At 70.2% G+C, this 17,677-nt stretch carries 17 protein-coding genes; 8 read left to right on the forward strand and 9 right to left on the reverse strand.

Translation table 11 applies throughout. The features are described 5' to 3' along the window. Positions 1–19 precede the first annotated feature (19 nt). Genes BQ6202_RS05265 through BQ6202_RS05275 form a run of 3 tightly spaced genes read left to right on the forward strand, consistent with a single transcriptional unit; the run spans position 20 to position 3,272 of the window. Positions 20–1,093: a lipid II:glycine glycyltransferase FemX gene (locus BQ6202_RS05265; protein WP_072313430.1), complete on the forward strand. Its 1,074-nt coding sequence runs from the start codon at positions 20–22 to the stop codon at positions 1,091–1,093. Then, positions 1,090–2,157, forward strand: a complete 1,068-nt coding sequence (locus BQ6202_RS05270; RefSeq protein ID WP_072313431.1) for a lipid II:glycine glycyltransferase FemX — start codon at positions 1,090–1,092, stop codon at positions 2,155–2,157. The genes BQ6202_RS05265 and BQ6202_RS05270 overlap by 4 nt, the downstream gene beginning before the upstream one ends. Before the next feature lie 29 nt (positions 2,158–2,186). Next, positions 2,187–3,272, forward strand: coding sequence for a lipid II:glycine glycyltransferase FemX (locus tag BQ6202_RS05275; RefSeq protein ID WP_072313432.1), 1,086 nt, complete (start codon positions 2,187–2,189; stop codon positions 3,270–3,272). 7 nt (positions 3,273–3,279) lie between these two features. On the opposite strand, the gene BQ6202_RS05280 is transcribed toward BQ6202_RS05275, so the two are convergent. Continuing rightward, the gene (locus tag BQ6202_RS05280) at positions 3,280–3,744 is read right to left on the reverse strand and encodes an HD domain-containing protein (protein WP_072313433.1); all 465 of its coding nucleotides are present in this window, start codon (positions 3,742–3,744) and stop codon (positions 3,280–3,282) included. A gap of 33 nt (positions 3,745–3,777) precedes the next feature. Between BQ6202_RS05280 and BQ6202_RS05285 the strand changes: the two genes are divergently transcribed. After that, the gene (locus BQ6202_RS05285; protein ID WP_072313434.1) at positions 3,778–4,290 is read left to right on the forward strand and encodes a hypothetical protein; all 513 of its coding nucleotides are present in this window, start codon (positions 3,778–3,780) and stop codon (positions 4,288–4,290) included. Here BQ6202_RS05285 and BQ6202_RS05290 read toward each other — a convergent pair. After that, positions 4,251–5,294: an FUSC family protein gene (locus BQ6202_RS05290; RefSeq protein WP_072313435.1), complete on the reverse strand. Its 1,044-nt coding sequence runs from the start codon at positions 5,292–5,294 to the stop codon at positions 4,251–4,253. The two genes, BQ6202_RS05285 and BQ6202_RS05290, sit on opposite strands and share 40 nt — an antisense overlap. Positions 5,295–5,354: 60 nt before the next feature. On the opposite strand from BQ6202_RS05290, the gene BQ6202_RS05295 reads away from it, so the two are divergent. After that, positions 5,355–6,518, forward strand: coding sequence for a phosphotransferase family protein (locus BQ6202_RS05295; RefSeq protein WP_072313436.1), 1,164 nt, complete (start codon positions 5,355–5,357; stop codon positions 6,516–6,518). On the opposite strand, the gene BQ6202_RS05300 is transcribed toward BQ6202_RS05295, so the two are convergent. From BQ6202_RS05300 to ctaE, 5 genes are all read right to left on the reverse strand, one after another. Continuing rightward, a complete protein-coding gene (locus BQ6202_RS05300) occupies positions 6,515–7,588 on the reverse strand; it encodes an LLM class flavin-dependent oxidoreductase (RefSeq protein ID WP_072313437.1) in 1,074 nt (357 codons plus the stop codon). The two genes, BQ6202_RS05295 and BQ6202_RS05300, sit on opposite strands and share 4 nt — an antisense overlap. A 114-nt stretch (positions 7,589–7,702) precedes the next feature. Then, entirely contained in the window at positions 7,703–9,292 is a 1,590-nt protein-coding gene (gene qcrB, locus BQ6202_RS05305; protein ID WP_072313438.1) for a cytochrome bc1 complex cytochrome b subunit, read from the reverse strand. Continuing rightward, positions 9,289–10,419: a cytochrome bc1 complex Rieske iron-sulfur subunit gene (qcrA, locus tag BQ6202_RS05310; RefSeq protein ID WP_072313439.1), complete on the reverse strand. Its 1,131-nt coding sequence runs from the start codon at positions 10,417–10,419 to the stop codon at positions 9,289–9,291. The genes qcrB and qcrA overlap by 4 nt, the downstream gene beginning before the upstream one ends. Positions 10,420–10,449: 30 nt before the next feature. Next, positions 10,450–11,259, reverse strand: a complete 810-nt coding sequence (gene qcrC, locus BQ6202_RS05315; RefSeq protein WP_234946126.1) for a cytochrome bc1 complex diheme cytochrome c subunit — start codon at positions 11,257–11,259, stop codon at positions 10,450–10,452. A gap of 18 nt (positions 11,260–11,277) precedes the next feature. Next, complete coding sequence (gene ctaE, locus BQ6202_RS05320) at positions 11,278–11,925, reverse strand: aa3-type cytochrome oxidase subunit III (protein ID WP_072313441.1); 648 nt, start codon at positions 11,923–11,925, stop codon at positions 11,278–11,280. Positions 11,926–11,991: 66 nt separating this feature from the next. Between ctaE and trpD the strand changes: the two genes are divergently transcribed. Together trpD and BQ6202_RS05330 are read left to right on the forward strand one after the other, a co-directional pair. Beyond that, positions 11,992–13,044, forward strand: a complete 1,053-nt coding sequence (gene trpD, locus BQ6202_RS05325) for an anthranilate phosphoribosyltransferase (RefSeq protein ID WP_072313442.1) — start codon at positions 11,992–11,994, stop codon at positions 13,042–13,044. Between the two features lie 4 nt (positions 13,045–13,048). Next, entirely contained in the window at positions 13,049–13,993 is a 945-nt protein-coding gene (locus BQ6202_RS05330) for a hypothetical protein (RefSeq protein ID WP_072313443.1), read from the forward strand. Between the two features lie 76 nt (positions 13,994–14,069). Here BQ6202_RS05330 and glpK read toward each other — a convergent pair whose 3' ends face one another. After that, positions 14,070–15,581 (reverse strand): glycerol kinase GlpK, encoded by a 1,512-nt coding sequence (gene glpK, locus BQ6202_RS05335; RefSeq protein WP_072313444.1) that lies wholly within the window; start codon positions 15,579–15,581, stop codon positions 14,070–14,072. Between the two features lie 89 nt (positions 15,582–15,670). Next, complete coding sequence (locus tag BQ6202_RS05340) at positions 15,671–16,441, reverse strand: MIP/aquaporin family protein (protein WP_072313931.1); 771 nt, start codon at positions 16,439–16,441, stop codon at positions 15,671–15,673. A gap of 231 nt (positions 16,442–16,672) precedes the next feature. Here BQ6202_RS05340 and dhaK point away from each other — a divergent pair, with 231 nt between their 5' ends. Next, positions 16,673–17,677: a dihydroxyacetone kinase subunit DhaK gene (dhaK, locus tag BQ6202_RS05345; RefSeq protein WP_072313445.1), complete on the forward strand. Its 1,005-nt coding sequence runs from the start codon at positions 16,673–16,675 to the stop codon at positions 17,675–17,677.

Here is a 17,677-nt window from a genome sequence, read left to right on the forward strand (position 1 = left end):
CGCCAGACCGAGAGGTTCCATGCCCACTGCAGCTTCCGTCCGCCGCGCCTCCTCCGACGAGATCGCCGAGTGGGATGCGCTCATCGAGGCGAACCCGGATGGCGGGCACATGGTGCAGTCGCTCGCGTTCGCCGAGACGAAGCGGTTCGACGGGCTCGAGCCCGTCTTCCTCGTGATCGACGCGCCCGTCGCCGGCGGCGCGACCGAGCGCATCCACGCCCTCGCCCTCGAGGGGAAGGTGTCGCTCGGGCGCTACTGGTACCTGCCGATGGGGCCGACCGCGACCGACATGGCGGCCGTCATCGCCGGGCTGCGCGCGTTCGCGCTGGGTGAGCGGGGCCTGCTGGTCGTCAAGGTCGAGCCGCACCTCGAGCGCACACCGGAGCGCAGCAACGAGCTGGTCGCGCTGGGCCTCGAGCGCAGCCGCGACATGCAGGTCATGACCCACACGGTCGTGCTCGACCTGACGATGGGCGAGGAGGAGCTGTTCGCCTCGTTCTCGCAGATGATCCGCCGCCAGGTGCGCGGGGCGACGAAGAAGGGCTACCGCGTCGAGCGGGCCGATCCGAGCCAGGCGACCTTCGACCGCATGCACGCGATGATGCTGACCGTCGCCGGCGGCAAGGGCATGGCCGGCATGCGCGAGCGCGAGTACTACGACGCCTTCTGGCGCAGCTTCACCGAGCGCGGCACCGGCCGCTTCTACTTCGGCTACGACGACGAGGGCGAGGAGCCGCAGGCCGGCATCTTCGTCACCACCGCCGGCCGCACCGCCGTCTACAAGGACGGCGGCTCGCGCCCCGACCGCAAGATCAACGGCGGCTCGGCGCTGCTGCTGTGGACGGCCATGCAGGACTGCATCGCCGAGGGCAAGCTCGCCTTCGACCTCGCCGGCACGCCGCCGCCGGAGCGCGCCGACGACCCGACCCACCCCTTCCACGGCCTCGCCCAGTTCAAGCTGCGCTTCGGCGAGATCTCCAGCTTCCTCCCGTCGTTCGACCTCGTGCTGCACCCGCTGCGCCACCGGCTCTGGGAGCGCGTCGTGCGCCGCGTCGAGTGGCGCATCACGAAGGGGCCGGACACCCTGCGATGACCGGCGCGCAGACGACCGCGGTCCGCTTCGCGACCGACGACGAGATCGCCAGCTGGGATTCGCTCATCGAGCAGAACCCCGACGGCGGCATCATGACCAGCGCCCGCGCGATGGGCGAGATCAAGCGCTACGACCGGCTGACGCCGCGCTTCCTCGTCCTCGAGGGAGCCCAGACCGTCTATGCCCTCGCCCACGAGGGAACCGTGTGGCTGGGTCGCTACTGGTACATCCCGCTCGGGCCGACGACCGACGACCTGGAGGGCATGGTCGCAGCGATCCGCGCCTTCGGCATGCGGCAGCAGGGGCTGCTGGCGATCAAGGTCGAGCCGCACCTGCTGCGGAGCCCGGAGCTCATCGAGCGCATGCAGGCCACCGGCGCCGTGCGCAGCCGCGACATGCAGCTGCTCACGCACACCGTCGTGCTCGACCTGAGCCTCGGTGACGATCTCATCATGCAGTTCCAGAAGAAGCTGCGATCGTCGATCCGCGGTGCCGAGAACAAGGGCTACCGCATCGAGCGCATCGAGGCGCACGACGCGACCGAGCACGAGTTCGAGCGCTTCTACGAGCTGCTGAAGACCATCAACGGCGGCAAGGGCGTCGCGGCGATGCGCGAGTACGCCTACTACCGGCTGTTCTGGGGCGAGTTCGCGAAGACCGGCAACGGTCGCTTCTACTTCGGCTACGACGACGACTCCGCCGAGGCGCAGGCGGCGATCTTCGTGACGCTCGCCGGTCGCACGGCCGTCTACAAGGACGGCGGCTCTCGCCCCTCCCGCGCGATCGCCGGCGGTGCCGCGCTGCTGCTGTGGCGCGCGATGCAGGATGCCGCCGCCGATGGCAAGGCAGCGTTCGACCTCTGCGGCACCCCGAAGCCCGAGAGCATGGAGGACGAGACCCACTGGTACTACGGGGTGGGGCAGTTCAAGAAGAAGTTCGGCCCCGTGGTGAGCTACCTGCCGTCCTTCGACATCGTGCTGCGAGGCGCCCGCCACAACCTCTGGGAGCGCGCGGTGCGTCGCGTCGAGTGGCGCATCAAGCCCGGCACGGATGCGCTGCGATGAGCGAGCGAGTGAGCGATGAGGAGGCAGCGATGACCGCCCGATGGACGATCCGCCGCGCGCGCCAGGAGGAGCTCGCCGACTGGGATGCCCGCGTCGAGGCGAACCCCGACGGCGGGCAGTGGACGCAGGGGCTCGCCTACGCGCGGCTCAAGTCGACCGAGCGCCTGCACCCCGTCTTCCTCGTGCTCGAGGCGCAGGCGAGCGCGACCGCTGCCGCCACGACCGTGCACGTGCTCGCGCTCGAGCACCGCAGCCTCGCCGGCCGCTTCTGGTACCTGCCGCTCGGCCCGGGCGCTGCCTTCGACGACCTGCCGGGCATCGCGGAAGCGCTGCGCGCGGCCCGCGAGGACGTCACGAGGGGCGTGTACGCCGTCAAGGTCGAGCCCTACGAGCTCGACACGCAGGAGCGCCGCGACGCGCTCGCCGCCGCCGGCTTCCGCGCGGTGAACACCGTCCAGCAGAACATCCACACGGTGCTCGTCGACCTCACCCCGCCCGTCGACGACATCTTCGCCGGCTTCAACAAGAAGCTGCGCAACCACATCCGCAACGCCGTGAAGCACGGCTACCGGGTCGAGAAGGTCGAGCCGGGGGAGCAGACCTTCCGGCAGATGTACGAGCTGATGCAGACGGTCGCCGGCGGCAAGGGCGTCGCCACCATGAAGCCCTACGACTACTACCGCACCCTCTGGGGCGAGCTCTGCGATCGCGGCCAGGGCCACTTCTGGTTCGGCTACGACGGCGCGCACGAGGGGCCCCAGGCATCCGCCTTCATGATCGGCTTCGGGCGCTACGCCCTCGCGAAGGACGGCGGCTCGGTCCCCGACCGCGCGATCCGCGGCGGGGCCCACCTGATGCGGTGGACGGCGATGCAGTGGTTCAAGGAGCACGGCCGCGAGGTCTACGACACCTATGCGACCCCACCGTCCTGGCTGGCGGACGACGAGTCGCACCGCATGCACGGGCCCGGCATCTTCAAGCGGCTCTTCGGGCCCATCGTCGACCACCTGCCCAGCCACGACCTCGTGCTCGACGAGCAGCGCTATCGACTGTTCCTGCGGGTGCTGCTGCCGATCGAGCGCCGCGTGCGCCGGCGGCCGTGGGGCATCTGGTAGCAGCGCCTCAGACGACCCGGCGGCCGCAGAGCTCGTCGAGGTCGACGCCCATGAGCTCGGCGGTCTCGCGATACATCGTGACGAGCCGCTTGCGCACCGCCTTGCTCGGCAGCGCGTCGAGCCGCGACTCGAGCGCGTTGTCGCGCAGGTCGGCGAGCTTCACGGTGGTGGCCAGCCTGGATGCCTGGACGCGCTCGACGTACTCCGCGAGCGATTCGCCGCGTCGCTTCGTGAGCGCGTCGACCGCGTCGACGATGCGCTTGGGGAACTTGGCGCTGGCGAACTCGCGCAGGGTGATGGTGCCCCACTCGAAGACGTCGTGCAGCAGCGCGACGGTGCGCTCGTCATCGGTGTCGACCGCGAGCATCACCCGGATCACGTGCGCCACGTAGGGCTCGCCCTGGCGATCGACGCGGCCGTCGTAGGCCCTGGTCGCCACACGGATCGCCTGCTCGAGGTCGTGGTTCGCCATGACGCGAGCGTATCCGGTGGTTATCCTGAGGGCATGTCACGCGTCGCCGATCCCGCCGAGCTCGCTCGGCTGCTCCGCGGCACCTGGGCGATCCGCGCGACCACGTTCCCGTACTGGACGCATGAGGCGCGCAAGAACCCGCGGGTCAGCTTCGAGCTGGTGCGCAACTCGCCCCTGCAGCTGCGCGAGGTCTACGAGTACCACCGCCCCGACAAGGGCGATCGCGAGGTGATCGCCGAGGCCGCGTGGGCCGGGCGTCACTTCTCCTGGCGCATGCTCGGTCGCTCGCGGCTGCTCGCGAGCGCCTACGTGGTCTCCGACACGCCTGCGACCGCCGACATCATCGCGATCCACTACGGGAAGTCGACGCTCCTGCGCCAGCCGGCCGTCACGATCCTCGCCCGACCGCACCTCGACCCCGATCAGGTCCGGCGCTCGGTGTCGATCGACACCCACTCGTTCGAGCTCACGGCGGAGGAGTTCTGGCGGCTGCAGTGGCTCGTGCCCTACACGGCCTCACCCTCGGCGAGCGACTCCCTCGCCTGACGCAGGTCCTCCAGCAGGGCGCCGATGAGCACCCAGTGCAGCGGATGCGGCGCAGGCACCTCGATCGGGGTCGTCAGCAGCTCGCCATCGAGTCGCGGCATCGTGGTCGTGCGGCCGTCGTCGAGCGCCTGCCGGTCGACGAGCGCGCGCACCTCGTGGGCGATCCTGCGCGCCTCCGTGCCGATGCGGCGCACCGTCGGGTCGTCGGCGACGGATGCGTCCAGGCGGTCCGCGATGGAGCGGGACATGCCGATCACGCGGTTCGCGAGCACGGTGAGCGTCAGCAGCAGCCGCTCGTCGCGCTCGAGCCGCTCGCGCAGCCGCCGGGCGCGCGGGTTCAGCAGGGTCGACTCCTCGAGCGCGTCCATGGCGGAGCGCGCGGCCTGCACGCTGCTGCGCAGCCCCCTCGCGTCCTCGAGCAGGTGCTCGCTCGGCGCGCCGGCGACCAGGGAGCGGTCGACCCGCTCGTAGGCGTCGGCGATCGCGTGGGCGAGCTCGCGCATCGCGCGCTCGGCGGGCTCGTGGTGCACCGGCGGCACGACGACGAGGTTGATGACGAGCGCGATCACGGCGCCGATGACGGTCTCGACGATGCGCTCGAAGCCGAACAGCGGGCCGGAGCCGGCGCCGAGCGCGAGCAGGATCATGGCGCTGATCGGCAGCTGGTTCGCCGCCATGGGTGCGAGTCGCAGCACCCGGGCGACGACGATGGCGAGCACCGTCACGGCGAGCACCACGAGCGGCCCTGGCGGCAGCACGAGGCTCGCCAACCACGCGAGCACGACGCCGCCGAGCGTGCCGAGCGAGCGGTCGATGCCCTTGCCGACCGACTGGCTCACGCTCGGCGCCACGACGAGCAGCGCGGCGATGGCGGCGAAGATCGGCAGCTCGACCCCCAGCAGCAGCTGGCTGGCGAACCAGGCGAGCGCCGTCGCGACGACGACCTTCAGCACCTGCAGCCAGGAGTCCTGCTGCTCGGCCATCAGTCGTCCCAGCCAGCGCATGACTCCACGATACGCGCGGCGATGCCGTCGGATGCGGCGCAGGGGTGTTGGATGGTGCCCATGCTCGACAATGCCGCCGCCGTGCTCACGCGGCTCCTCGCCGCGAGCGGCCGCGAGCTCGTCGACTTCGTGCAGAAGGACGTCGAGCCGGTCAACGAGGGCTTCATCATCGGCTTCTCCTGCGGCGTGCGCACCCAGCAGGACGCGATCGAGCGCGTGACCATCTACGTGAACACCTCGCCGAGCGCGCCCACCGACGAGCACACGGTCGAGCTCGCCGACGCATCCGGCCGGAGGCTGACCGCGTGGGTCTACCCGCAGGATCCCTCGCTGCCGTCGCTGCCCGCCGTGTCCTACCCGGAGGCAGCCGGTGTGGTGCTGGCGAAGTTCGGCATCGCCGCCGAGGGCGCGAGCCTGCGCATGGAGGCGTACCGGCCGGGCAAGCGAGCGGTGCTGCGCGTCGACACGGCGACCGACAGCTGGTTCGCGAAGGTCGTGCACCCCTCGCTCGCGAGCACCATCCACGACCTGCACGAGCGCTTCGCGGCCGCCGGGATCCGGGTGCCGCGCTCGCTCGGGTTCTCGGACGCCGGGCTCGTCCTGCTGGGCGAGCTGCCGGGCGTGCCCGCGATCGACGTCTTCGAGCGCATCGACCGCGTCCGCTTCGCGCGCGGGCTCGAGGAGCTCACGCAGCAGGTGGCCGGCGTGCCCGTGACGGTCGGCGCGCGCGAGTCGCTCGCGCGCCGCGTCGAGTGGTACGCCGAGCGGATGGAGGAGACCGCGCCCGTCTTCGCCCGCCAGACGGCGCGCCTCGCGGCGCTCGTCGCGCAGCGCTACGGCGCCACGCCGGTGCCGAAGCCCGTGACCATCCACGGGGATCTGCACCTCGGCCAGGTCTTCGTCGACGAGCAGGATCCGAGCGTCATCACGGGCATCCTCGACATCGACACCGCGGGTCTCGGCGATCCCGCCGACGACCGCGGCGCGCTCTTCGGCCACGTGGTGGTCTCGTCGATCGAGCGCGCGCCGTCGGCTGCCGCCGCTCGGGCCCTCGCCGCCTTCGCCGACGAGCTCGAGGCCGGCTGGCTCGACGATCAGCGGGTGCGGGCCATCGCAGCCACGCACCTGCTCGGTCACGCGCTGGCGAACGCCGGCCGCCCTGACGACCGGGGCGCCTCGGCGGCCCAGCAGCTGCTCGAGCGCGCCGAGGCGATCCTCGCCTAGCCCACGCTCGCCGATCGCTGGTCGAGCAGGTCGCGGACGCGCGGGATGACCTCGGTGCCGAACAGCTCGATCGAGCGCAGGTTGTCCGCGTGGCTCGTGCCCGAGTCGTACTTCAGGTCGAAGCGCTCGACGCCGAGGGTCTGCACGGCCCAGACGATCTTCTGCGCGACGGTCTCCGGGCTGCCGGCGAACATCGCGCCGTGCTCCTCGAGCTGCGCGTCGAACTCGCGCTCGGTCGCATCGCCCCACCCGCGCTCCCGGCCGATCCGGTTGCGGTAGACCATCCACTGCGGCATGAGCGTGCGCTTGGCCTCCGCATCGGTCTCGGCGACGAAGCCGGGGGAGTGCATGCCCACCCGCCCGAGCGGTGACCCGTCGGCGCCCACGTGACCGAACTGCTCCATCGCCTTCCGGTAGAGCCCGGCGAAGGGCGCGAACTGCGCGGGGCTGCCGCCGATGATCGCGAGCATCATGTCGAACCCGTGCCGCGCGGTGCGGATGACCGACTCGGGCGAGCCGCCGACGCCGACCCAGACCGGCATCCGGCCGCCCAGTTCGGCGGCCTGCGAGCGCGGATGCACCGACTGCTCGGTCAGTGACGAGCGGAGCCGCCCCGACCACGTCACGGGCTCTTCGCGCACGAGCGCGGCGAGCAGCTCCAGCCGCTCCTCGAAGAGGTCCTGGTAGTCCTCGAGCCGGAAGCCGAACAGCGGGAACGACTCGACGAACGAGCCGCGGCCGACGATCATCTCGGCGCGACCGCTCGAGATGCCGTCGAGCGTCGAGAACTGCTCGAACACGCGCACGGGGTCGTTCGACGACAGCACGGTCACGGCGGTGCCGAGGCGGATGCGCTCGGTCACCGAGGCGAGCGCGCCGAGCACGATCTCGGGGGCGCTGGCGGCGAAGTCCTCGCGGTGGTGCTCCCCGATGCCGAAGAACGCGAGCCCGACGCGATCGGCGGCGATGCCCTCCTGGACCACGTCGCGCAGCACCTGCGCGTGCGGGATGGGCTTCCCGTCGACCGCGGGGACCGCGGCGAAGGTGTGTGCTCCGAACTCGATGCTCATGATGTCCTCTCCACCGCAGGTCAACGCGCAGGCGCCTCGGGCATTCCTTCAAAACTGAAACGAGGCAGGGACCCGGTGATCCGGATCCCTGCCTCGTCGTGACGCCGAGCGGCGTCAGTGGTGGTCGTGCTTCACGGCCTCGATCTCGGTGCGGGTGATCGGGGCGATGCGGTCCTCGAAGAACCAGCGCGAGAACGCCGCACGAGCGTGCGTGGCTGCCGTGATCCGGCCCTTGGCGTTCGGCCGCACCATGACCGGCTCGTAGCTCTCGTAGGCCTTGAGCTTCCACGACTGGTACTCGTCGAGCTGCTCGTGCACCTCGACGTAGGCACCACCGGGGAGTCGGCGGATGTTGCCCGACTCGTAGCCGTGGAGGAGGATCTCGCGATCCTTCTTCTGCAGGCCGATCGCGATGCGCTTCGTGAGCCAGTAGACGATCACCGTGCCGACGATGAGCATCGCCTGCAGCGCCCAGGTCACCTGGAAGACGTTGAGCGAGAAGTGCGTCGCGATCAGGTCGGAGGAGGCGGCGGCCCAGAGGATCGCGTAGAACCAGACACCGGCGGCACCGATGGCCGTGCGCGTCGGGTTGTTGCGCGGGCGCTCGGCGATGTGGTGCTCGCGCTTGTCGCCCGTGATCCACGCCTCGATGAAGGGGTAGAACATCACCAGCACGATGAACAGGCCCAGCACCGCGATCGGCAGCAGGATGTTCCAGGAGAGCGTCAGCCCCAGGATCTCGGACTCCAGGCCCGGTGCCAGGCGCAGCGCGCCGTCCGCGAACCCGATGTACCAGTCCGGCTGGGTGCCTGCAGAGACGGGGGACGGGTCGTACGGCCCGTACTCCCAGACCGGCAGGATCGTGAAGGTCGAGCCGATCACCACCAGCACGCCGAAGACGATGAAGAAGAACGCGCCCGCCTTGGCGGCGAAGAGCGGCATGATCGGCGCGCCGACGACGACGTCGTTCGTCTTGCCGGGGCCGGCGAAGTCGGTGTGCTTGTTGACGATCAGCAGCACCATGTGGATGCCGATGAAGGCGATCACGAGCGCCGGCAGCAGCATGATGTGCAGCACGAAGAGCCTCGGCACGATCTCGTGGCCGGGGAAGATGCCGCCGAAGAGCAGGTACGAGATCCAGGTGCCGACGACCGGGATGCCCTTCACCATGCCGTTGATGATCGCGAGGCCGTTGCCCGACAGCAGGTCATCGGGCAGCGAGTAGCCGGTGAAGCCCTCGGCGAGCGCCAGGATGAAGAGGATGAAGCCGACGACCCAGTTGATCTCGCGCGGCTTGCGGAAGGCGCCCGTGAAGAACACGCGCAGCATGTGCAGGCCGATGGCGGCGATGAACAGCAGCGCCGACCAGTGGTGCACCTGGCGCATCAGCAGGCCGCCGCGGACGTCGAAGGAGAGGTTGAGCGTCGACGCGTAGGCCGCCGACATCTCGACGCCCTTGAGCGGCACGTACGAGCCCTCGTAGTGCACGGCGGTCATCGAGGGCTCGAAGAAGAACGTCAGGAAGGTGCCGGTGAGCAGGATCGCGACGAACGAGTACAGGATGATCTCGCCGAGCATGAACGACCAGTGGTCGGGGAAGACCTTGCGACCGAGCGCCGAGACCATCGACGAGATGCTGGTGCGCTCGTCGAGGTAGTTGGACGCCTTCGCGGTCAGAGAGGGACGCGGTGCGGTGGCGGTCATGCGCGGGTCTCCGTCTCAGCTGCCGACAGGGGCACGTGGCCCTCTTCGTCGACGTGGTGGAGGCGCTCGAAGAACGATGCGCCGATGGGCTCGGTGAAGTCGCGGCGAGCGACGAGGAAGCCCTCGTCGTCGACCGTGATGGGCAGCTGCGGCAGTGGGCGCTTCGCCGGCCCGAAGATCACCTTGGCGTGCTGGGTGACGTCGAACGTGGACTGGTGGCACGGGCACAGCAGGTGGTGCGTCTGCTGCTCGTAGAGGGCGACCGGGCAGCCGACGTGCGTGCAGATCTTGGAGTACGCGACGATGCCGTCGTACGACCAGTCCTCGCGGCCCGGCTGGATCTCCAGGCGGTCGACCGGCACGCGCACGAGCAGCACCGCGGCCAGGGCCTTCTGGTCCAGGTAGCCCTCGTTGTGCCCGATCTCCTTGAGCGGCTCGGGGATGACGTGGAAGGCGGAGCCGACCGTGACGTCCGACGCCTTGATCGGCGTGCCGGTCGGGTCGAGCGCCAGGCGCATGCCCTCGCGCCACATGGTGTGCGCGATCGCCTGCGGCGCGTCCTGGGCCGGGGCGAGGTCGCGGAAGAGCACGACGGCGGGCAGCGGCATGAGCGCGACGGCACCGATGAGCGTGTTGCGGATCAGCGACCGACGGGTGAAGCCGGACTCCTCGTCGCCGAGCTTGAAGATCTCGACGGCGCGCGTGCGGCTGGCGACCGAACCGCGCGTGGGGTGGCGCTCCTCGACGACCTCGTGGCTGCTCATGAGCTGGCGGGCCCAGTGCATCGCGCCGAAGCCGACGCCGAGCAGCGCGAGCGCGATCGCGAGGCCGAGGAACAGGTTGTTCGCCCGGACGCTCGCCATGTCGCCCTCCTCGATCGGCACGGCGATGTACGCGACGATCGCGAGCACGGAGCCGAGCATCGAGAGCAGGAACCAGCCCACGACCTGGCGCTCCGCGCGACGCTCCTTGTGCGGGTGCAGATCCGTCTGGCGGGGGCGGTGCGGCGGCAGGCCGGGGTTCTCGAACGCGTCCGACTGCTCGATGGCTGCGCCGCGGTCGAAGACGACCACGTCGTGGTCCTCAGCGCCGGGGCGGCCCGGAGCCGACTGGTCATCAGCCGACATGCTGTTCCTCTCTGTGTCCTGCGCCATGGATCAGTTCGGCCTCGACGTCAGCCAGACCGTGATCGCGACGACGCCGCCGAGACCGAAGATCCAGATGAACAGGCCCTCCGACACCGGGCCGAGGGCGCCGAGGTCGAAGCCGCCGGGAGACGGGTTCTCATCCAGGTAGTGCAGGTACGCGATGATCTCGCGCTTCTCCTCGGGCGAGATGTTGTTGTCGTTGAAGACGGGCATGTTCTGCGGGCCCGTCAGCATCGCCTCGTAGATGTGCGCGGCGTCGATGTCGTGCAGGTTCGGCGCGAACTTGCCTTCGGTGAGGGCACCGCCGGCGCCGGCGACGTTGTGGCACATGGCGCAGTTGATGCGGAAGAGCACGCCGCCGTTGGCGACGCCCTCGTCGTCGACCTGCGCGGTGTCGAGCAGCTCGTCGGAGGGACGCTCGGGACCGGGGGCGAGCGAGGCGATCCAGTCGCCCATCGCGTCCGACTGCTCCTGCGTGAACTGGGGGTCGCGCTGCAGCGCCTGCGGCCCCTGGAACGCCATGGGCATGCGGCCCGTCATCACCTGGAAGTCGACGGATGCCGCGCCCACGCCGATGAGGCTGACACCGTTCTCGGTGCCCTCGGCGTTCAGGCCGTGGCACGAGGCGCAGTTCGCGCGGAACAGCTCCGCGCCGTCCTGCATCGTGAGCGCCTGCGAGTGCGCCGCTGCGCCGGAGGGCTCTGCGTTCGCCACGGTGCTCACCGCTGCGGACGCGCCGCCTGCTGCGACGAGCCCGATGATCAGCAGCGCAGCGCTCGCCAGCGGGTGCCTGCGGCCGGTCTTCTTGCGTGTTGCCAAGGTCAATTCACCCAACCGTTACTTGAGCCAGTAGATGACGAGGTACAGGCCGATCCAGACCACGTCGACGAAGTGCCAGTAGTACGAGATGACGTGCGCGCTGGTCGCTTCCTTGCGACCGAAGCGCTTCACCGCATACGCACGCCCGATGACGAACAGGAAGGCGAAGAGCCCACCCGTCACGTGCAGGCCGTGGAAGCCGGTGGTGATGTAGAAGGCAGAGCCGTAGGAGTTCGCACCGATGGTCACGCCGTGGTGGATGAGCTCGAGGTACTCGAAGACCTGCAGGATGACGAAGACCGCGCCCATCGCGTAGGTCAGGTAGAACCACTCGATCATGCCCCACCGGGAGAACTGGAGCGCCGTGCCCGTCCTCCGCGCCTGGTGGTGCTCCGCCGCGTTGGCGCCCGCCTGGCACGTGAAGCTCGAGGCCAGGAGGATCGTGGTGTTGATCGTCGCGAAGATCACGTTGAGCTTCTCGGCCTCGGTCGCGAACAGGTCGCCAGACATCGAGCGGAGCGTGAAGTAGATCGCGAACAGGCCTGCGAAGAACATGACTTCGCTGCCGAGCCAGACGATGGTGCCGACCGCAACGGTGTTCGGCCGCCTGATCATCGGCGCCGATGATGGCGACGTGGAGAGCGCAGTAGTGGACACGTCACCCATCCTAGTGACAGTACGGATCGGTCTCGACCCGACGGACAGCGTGCCGCGAAAAGATAGGCTTGGGCCATGGATCGCCTCTTGACCTGGCCAGTCGTGCTCGAGACGCTGCTGGAGGGCGAGGACCTCGCGATCCGTCAGGCGGAGTGGGCCATGGCCGAGGTCGTGGCAGGCAGCGCGACCGAGGCGCAGATCGCCGGCTTCCTCATCGCCCTGCGCGCCAAGGGCGTCGTGGCCGAGGAGCTGGTCGGGTTCCGCGACGCGATCCTGGAGGCGGCGGTGCCGCTGCCGGGCGACACGCGCGTGGTCGACATCGTCGGCACGGGCGGAGACCGCCAGCACACCGTCAACATCTCGACCACCGCAAGCATCGTCGTCGCGGCCTCGGGCGTGCCGGTGCTCAAGCACGGCAACCGGGCCGTCTCGTCGTCATCCGGCGCCTCGGACGTGCTGGACGCGCTGGGACTCGTGCCGGCCGACGACGACCCGGCGCGAGTGCGCCGGATCCTCGAGGAGGCCGGCATCTCGTTCGCCTGGGCGACGCGGTTCCACCCCGGCTTCCGGCACGCGGGGCCGGTGCGGCAGCAGCTGGGCGTGCCGACGGTCTTCAACTACCTCGGCCCGCTCGTGAACCCGGCCAGGCCGGAGGTCTCGCTCGTCGGTGTCGCGGACAAGCACGTGATCGAGCAGTTCGTCGGCGTCTTCGCCACGCGCGGCGCGACGGCCCTCGTCGTGCGCGGCGAGGACGGGCTCGACGAGCTGACCACCACCGGGCACTCCGAGCTGTGGGAGGTGTCGCGCGGCGACGTCGTGGAGCACGACATCGACCCGCGCGAGCTGGGCATCGCGCGCGCCTCGCTCGACGACCTGCGAGGCGGCTCGCCCGAGCACAACGCCGAGGTCCTCCGCCGCACGCTCGAGGGCGAGCCCGGGCCGGTGCGAGACATCGTGCTGCTCAACGCGGCCGCGGCGCTCGTGGCCTGGCGGTTGGACGGCGACCCGCGGCAGAAGGACCGCCCGATGAAGGAGCGGATCGCCGACGAGCTCGTCGTCGCGGCGGCCGCGATCGACTCCGGGGCGGCCGCGCGCACGCTCGCCGCCTGGCGACGAGCCGCGAGCTGATGGCGTGACCGACGCGCAGATCCCGCGCGCGCAGCGCCAGACCACCTGGTCCGGCGACGAGGTGTGGCACACGTGGCCGCTGCGCTGGGCCGATCGCGCCTCCCGCTCCCTGCTGCTCGTCGCGCTCGCCGTCGGGGGCCTGCTGGCCTGCTACGCGCTGCCGCTGCTGCTCCACCACCCGCCGGCGCTGTCGCCCTCGCTCACGCTCAGCAGCATCGGGGTGCTGCTCCTGCTGCTCGCCGCGTTCGTCGCTCCGGCGTCCCGCGGCTACCGCGTCGCGGCCGTCTACTGCCTGGTGCTCTTCGCCGCCGCGACCGCCGTGCTCGTGCTGATGCAGTCGACCACCCTGTTCGGCGCGACGACCTACGGCGCCCTCGACGCCGTCGAGTTCACCGCGGGTGCCGCGCTCGTCGTCGCCTGGATGCTCGTCCGCATGCGGCATCCGCTCACCATCCTCGTCGTGCTGCTGGGCTACGCGGCAGCTGCTGCGGCGCTCTACGCCCGTGCGGTGCCCGCGCTGCGCGAGCGCATCGCCGCCAACCCATGGGAGGAGGCGGCGACGGGGGCCGACGAGGCCGTCACGCGGGCCGCGCTGCTCCTGCTGATCCTCGGGCTCATCGTGCTGGGCTGGTGGCTGGACGGCTGGATGCGCGCCCTGCTGCCGGTGGCCAACGTGGCCGAGCCCCACGCATCCGGACGCGCCTCGCGCACGGGGGAGCAGCAGCGCCTGCGCTACGGCTTCATCTCGATGCTCGTCGGCCTCGACGTGATCGCCATCGCGGTGGCGATCTCTGCCAAGCAGCCCGTCGCGCGCGGCAGGCTCTCGGACGAGGACGACTGGTGGGCGGCGATCGTGCTGGCGGTCTCGACCGCGCGCGTCGCGCTGCTGATCGTCGTGATCTTCGCCGCCATCATCTGGCTGAGCGATCCGGCCGCTCGCGCCACCTGAGCTCGCGCACGACGGAGGGGGCGGCCGCGGCCACCCCCTCCGACGCTCACCCGGTCACTCGCGCGACCGGTGCAGCTCACTCGACGTCGTCGTCGACCCAGTCGAGCGTCTTCTGCACGGCCTTCTTCCAGTTGCGGTACGTGCGGTCCCGCGACTCCTGATCCATCTGCGGCTCCCAGCGGCGATCCTCCTGCCACTGCTGGCGCAGCTCGTCGAGCGAACCCCAGAAGCCGACCGCGAGGCCGGCGGCGTAGGCGGCGCCGAGGGCGGTCGTCTCCGCGACGACCGGGCGGATGACGGGCACGCGCAGCAGGTCGGCCTGGAACTGCATCAGCGTGTCGTTGGCGATCATGCCGCCGTCGACCTTGAGCTCCGTGAGGTCCACGCCCGAGTCGGCGTTGACCGCGTCGACCACCTCGGCGGTCTGGAACGCCGTGGCCTCGAGGGCAGCGCGCGCGATGTGCCCCTTGTTGACGTACCGCGTCATGCCCACGAGCGCACCGCGCGCATCCGGCCGCCAGTACGGCGCGAACAGGCCGGAGAAGGCGGGCACGAAGTAGGCGCCGCCGTTGTCCTCGACCTGCTTCGCGAGCGTCTCGACCTCCGGCGCGTCCTTGATGATGCCCAGGTTGTCGCGGAGCCACTGGATCAGCGATCCGGTCACGGCGATCGATCCCTCGAGCGCGTAGTGGGTGGGCTCGTCGCCGATCTTGTAGCCGACGGTGGTGAGCAGCCCGTTCTTCGAGTGCACGATCTCGGTGCCCGTGTTGAAGATGAGGAAGTTGCCCGTGCCGTAGGTGTTCTTCGCCTCGCCGGTGTCGAAGGCAGCCTGTCCGAAGGTGGCGGCCTGCTGGTCGCCGAGGATGCCCGTGATGGGCGTCTCGCGCAGCAGCGACTCCGAGGCGGCGACGCCGAACTCGCCCGACGAAGCCTTGATCTCGGGGAGCATCGACCTGGGCACGCCGAAGTCGGCGAGGATGTCGTCGTTCCAGGTGGTGGTCTCGAGGTCCATGAAGAGCGTGCGCGAGGCGTTCGTCACGTCGGTCGCGTGCACGCCGCCGTTGACGCCGCCCGTCAGGTTCCAGAGCACCCACGTGTCGGTGGTGCCGAAGAGCAGGTCGCCGGCCTCGGCAGCCTCTCGTGCGCCGTCGACGTTCTCGAGGATCCAGACGATCTTCGTGCCGGAGAAGTAGGTCGCCAGGGGCAGGCCGACCTTCGCCTTGTAGCGGTCGGTGTCACCGTCGGCCAGTCGGTCGACGATCTTCTGCGTGCGGGTGTCCTGCCAGACGATCGCGTTGTAGACGGGCTCGCCGGTGTTCTTGTTCCAGACCACCGCCGTCTCGCGCTGGTTGGTGATGCCGATGGCCTTGACGTTGTGGCGCGTGACGTTGGCCTTCGAGAGCGCCTGGCCGATGACCTCGCGCGTGTTGTTCCAGATCTCAGCCGGGTCGTGCTCGACCCAGCCGGCGTGGGGGAAGATCTGCTCGTGCTCGAGCTGGCCGGTTGAGACGATGGTGCCGGCGTGGTCGAAGAGGATGGCGCGAGTCGAGGTCGTGCCCTGGTCGATGGCGATGACGTAGTCGTTCACCGTGACTCCTTCATTGGATGGTGGATGGTGCTGTCTGCTGGTGGGGTCGAAAGGGAGGAGGAGGGGGCGCACCCCCTCCTCCTCTCCGATCAGGCCGCTGCGAGCGTGGCGATCAGGACCGGTGCTGCGAGTCCGGCGATGATGCCGCCGATGATCGGACCGGCGACCGGCACCCACGCATAGCTCCAGTCGCTCGAGCCCTTGCCCTTGATGGGCAGGATCGCGTGCGCGATGCGCGGGCCGAGGTCGCGGGCCGGGTTGATCGCGTAGCCGGTCGGGCCACCGAGCGATGCGCCGATCGCGACGACGAGCAGCGCGACGGGCAGCGCTCCAAGGGCGGCGAGGCCGGCGGGGGAGCCCAGCTCGGCGTCGGCGCCCTGCGCACCGAAGCCGATGACCACGAAGACGAGCACGAAGGTGCCGATGATCTCGGTGACGAGGTTCCAGCCGCTGTTGCGGATGCCGGGGCCCGTCGAGAAGGTGCCGAGCTTGTTCGCCGGGTCCTCCTCGATGTCGAAGTGCTGCTTGTAGGCCAGCCAGCAGAGCACGGCGCCGAGGAAGGCGCCGATCATCTGCGCGCCGAGGTAGACGGGCAGCGCGGCCCAGTTGTAGTCGACACCCGTGGCCAGGTCGCGGGACAGGAGACCGAAGGTCACGGCAGGGTTGAGGTGGGCGCCGGAGTAGGCCGACACGACGACACCGGCGAAGACGGCGAGGCCCCAGCCGAAGTTGATCATGAGGAAGCCGCCGCCGTAGCCCTTGTTGCCCTTCAGCACGACGTTCGCGACGACGCCGCAGCCGAGGAGGACGAGCATTGCCGTGCCGACCAGCTCAGAGAGGAATACCAGCCCGAGATTCACATCCACAGGTTCCTGCTTTCTCGTTCCCGGGCCGCTCTGCCCGGACCGCCCGCTCGGGTGGTACGCACACCCTAACCACGCCGGGTAGCCGATGGCGCCAACCGGGCGCGCTTTTCTCGATCGCGTCGAATTCCGAGCCGCCTGGGCGTAGCGTGAGCGTGTCGTACCACCAGTGATGCACCGATGGCGCAGGAGCACCGGCGCCGGATCACCGCGAGGAAGAGGCCAACCGTGAAGAAGCTCATCAACGATCCGAAGAAGACCGTCGACGAAGGCGTCGCGGGATTCGCCGCCGCGCATCCCGATCTGGTGCGCGTCGTCGTCGATCCGCCGTTCGTCGTGGTGCGGGCGGATGCGCCCGTCGCCGGCAAGGTCGGCCTCGTCTCGGGCGGTGGCTCCGGCCACGAGCCGCTGCACGCCGGCTTCGTGGGCTTCGGCATGCTCGACGCGGCGGTGCCCGGCGCCATGTTCACCTCGCCGACGCCCGACCCCATCGTCGAGGCGACGAGGCAGGTCGACGCCGGCGCCGGCGTGCTGCACATCGTCAAGAACTACACGGGCGACGTGCTGAACTTCGAGACCGCCGCCGATCTGGCCCTCGCGGAGGGCATCGAGGTGCAGTCGGTCATCGTAGACGACGACGTCGCGGTGAAGGACTCCCTCTACACGGCAGGCCGACGCGGCGTCGCGGGCACCCTGCTCGTCGAGAAGATCGCGGGTGCGGCCGCCGAGCGCGGCGACACCCTCGATCAGGTCGCCGAGATCGCCCGGCGCGTCAACAGCCAGGTGCGCACGATGGGCCTCGCGCTCGCGCCCTGCACCGTGCCGCACGCGGGCGAGCCGAGCTTCGACCTCGCCGACGACGAGGTCGAGATCGGCATCGGCATCCACGGCGAGCCCGGCCGCGAGCGCATCCAGCTGGAGCCCGCCGACCGCCTGGTCGACCGCCTGCTCGAGCCGATCCTCGAGGACATGCCGCTCGTGACCGACGACCGGGTGATGCTGCTCGTGAACGGCATGGGCGGCACGCCGCAGTCCGAGCTCTACATCGTCTTCCGCCGGGCGGCCGAGGTGCTCGCCGAGCGCGGCATCACCCTCGCGCGCTCGCTCGTGGGCTCCTACGTCACGAGCCTCGAGATGCAGGGCGTCTCGATCACGCTGCTGAAGCTCGACGACGACCTGCTCGACCTGTACGACGCCCCGGTGCAGACCGCGGCGCTCCGCTGGGGCCGCTGA

Source organism: Agrococcus sp. Marseille-P2731 (genome assembly GCF_900117395.1).
Lineage (GTDB): Bacteria > Actinomycetota > Actinomycetes > Actinomycetales > Microbacteriaceae > Agrococcus.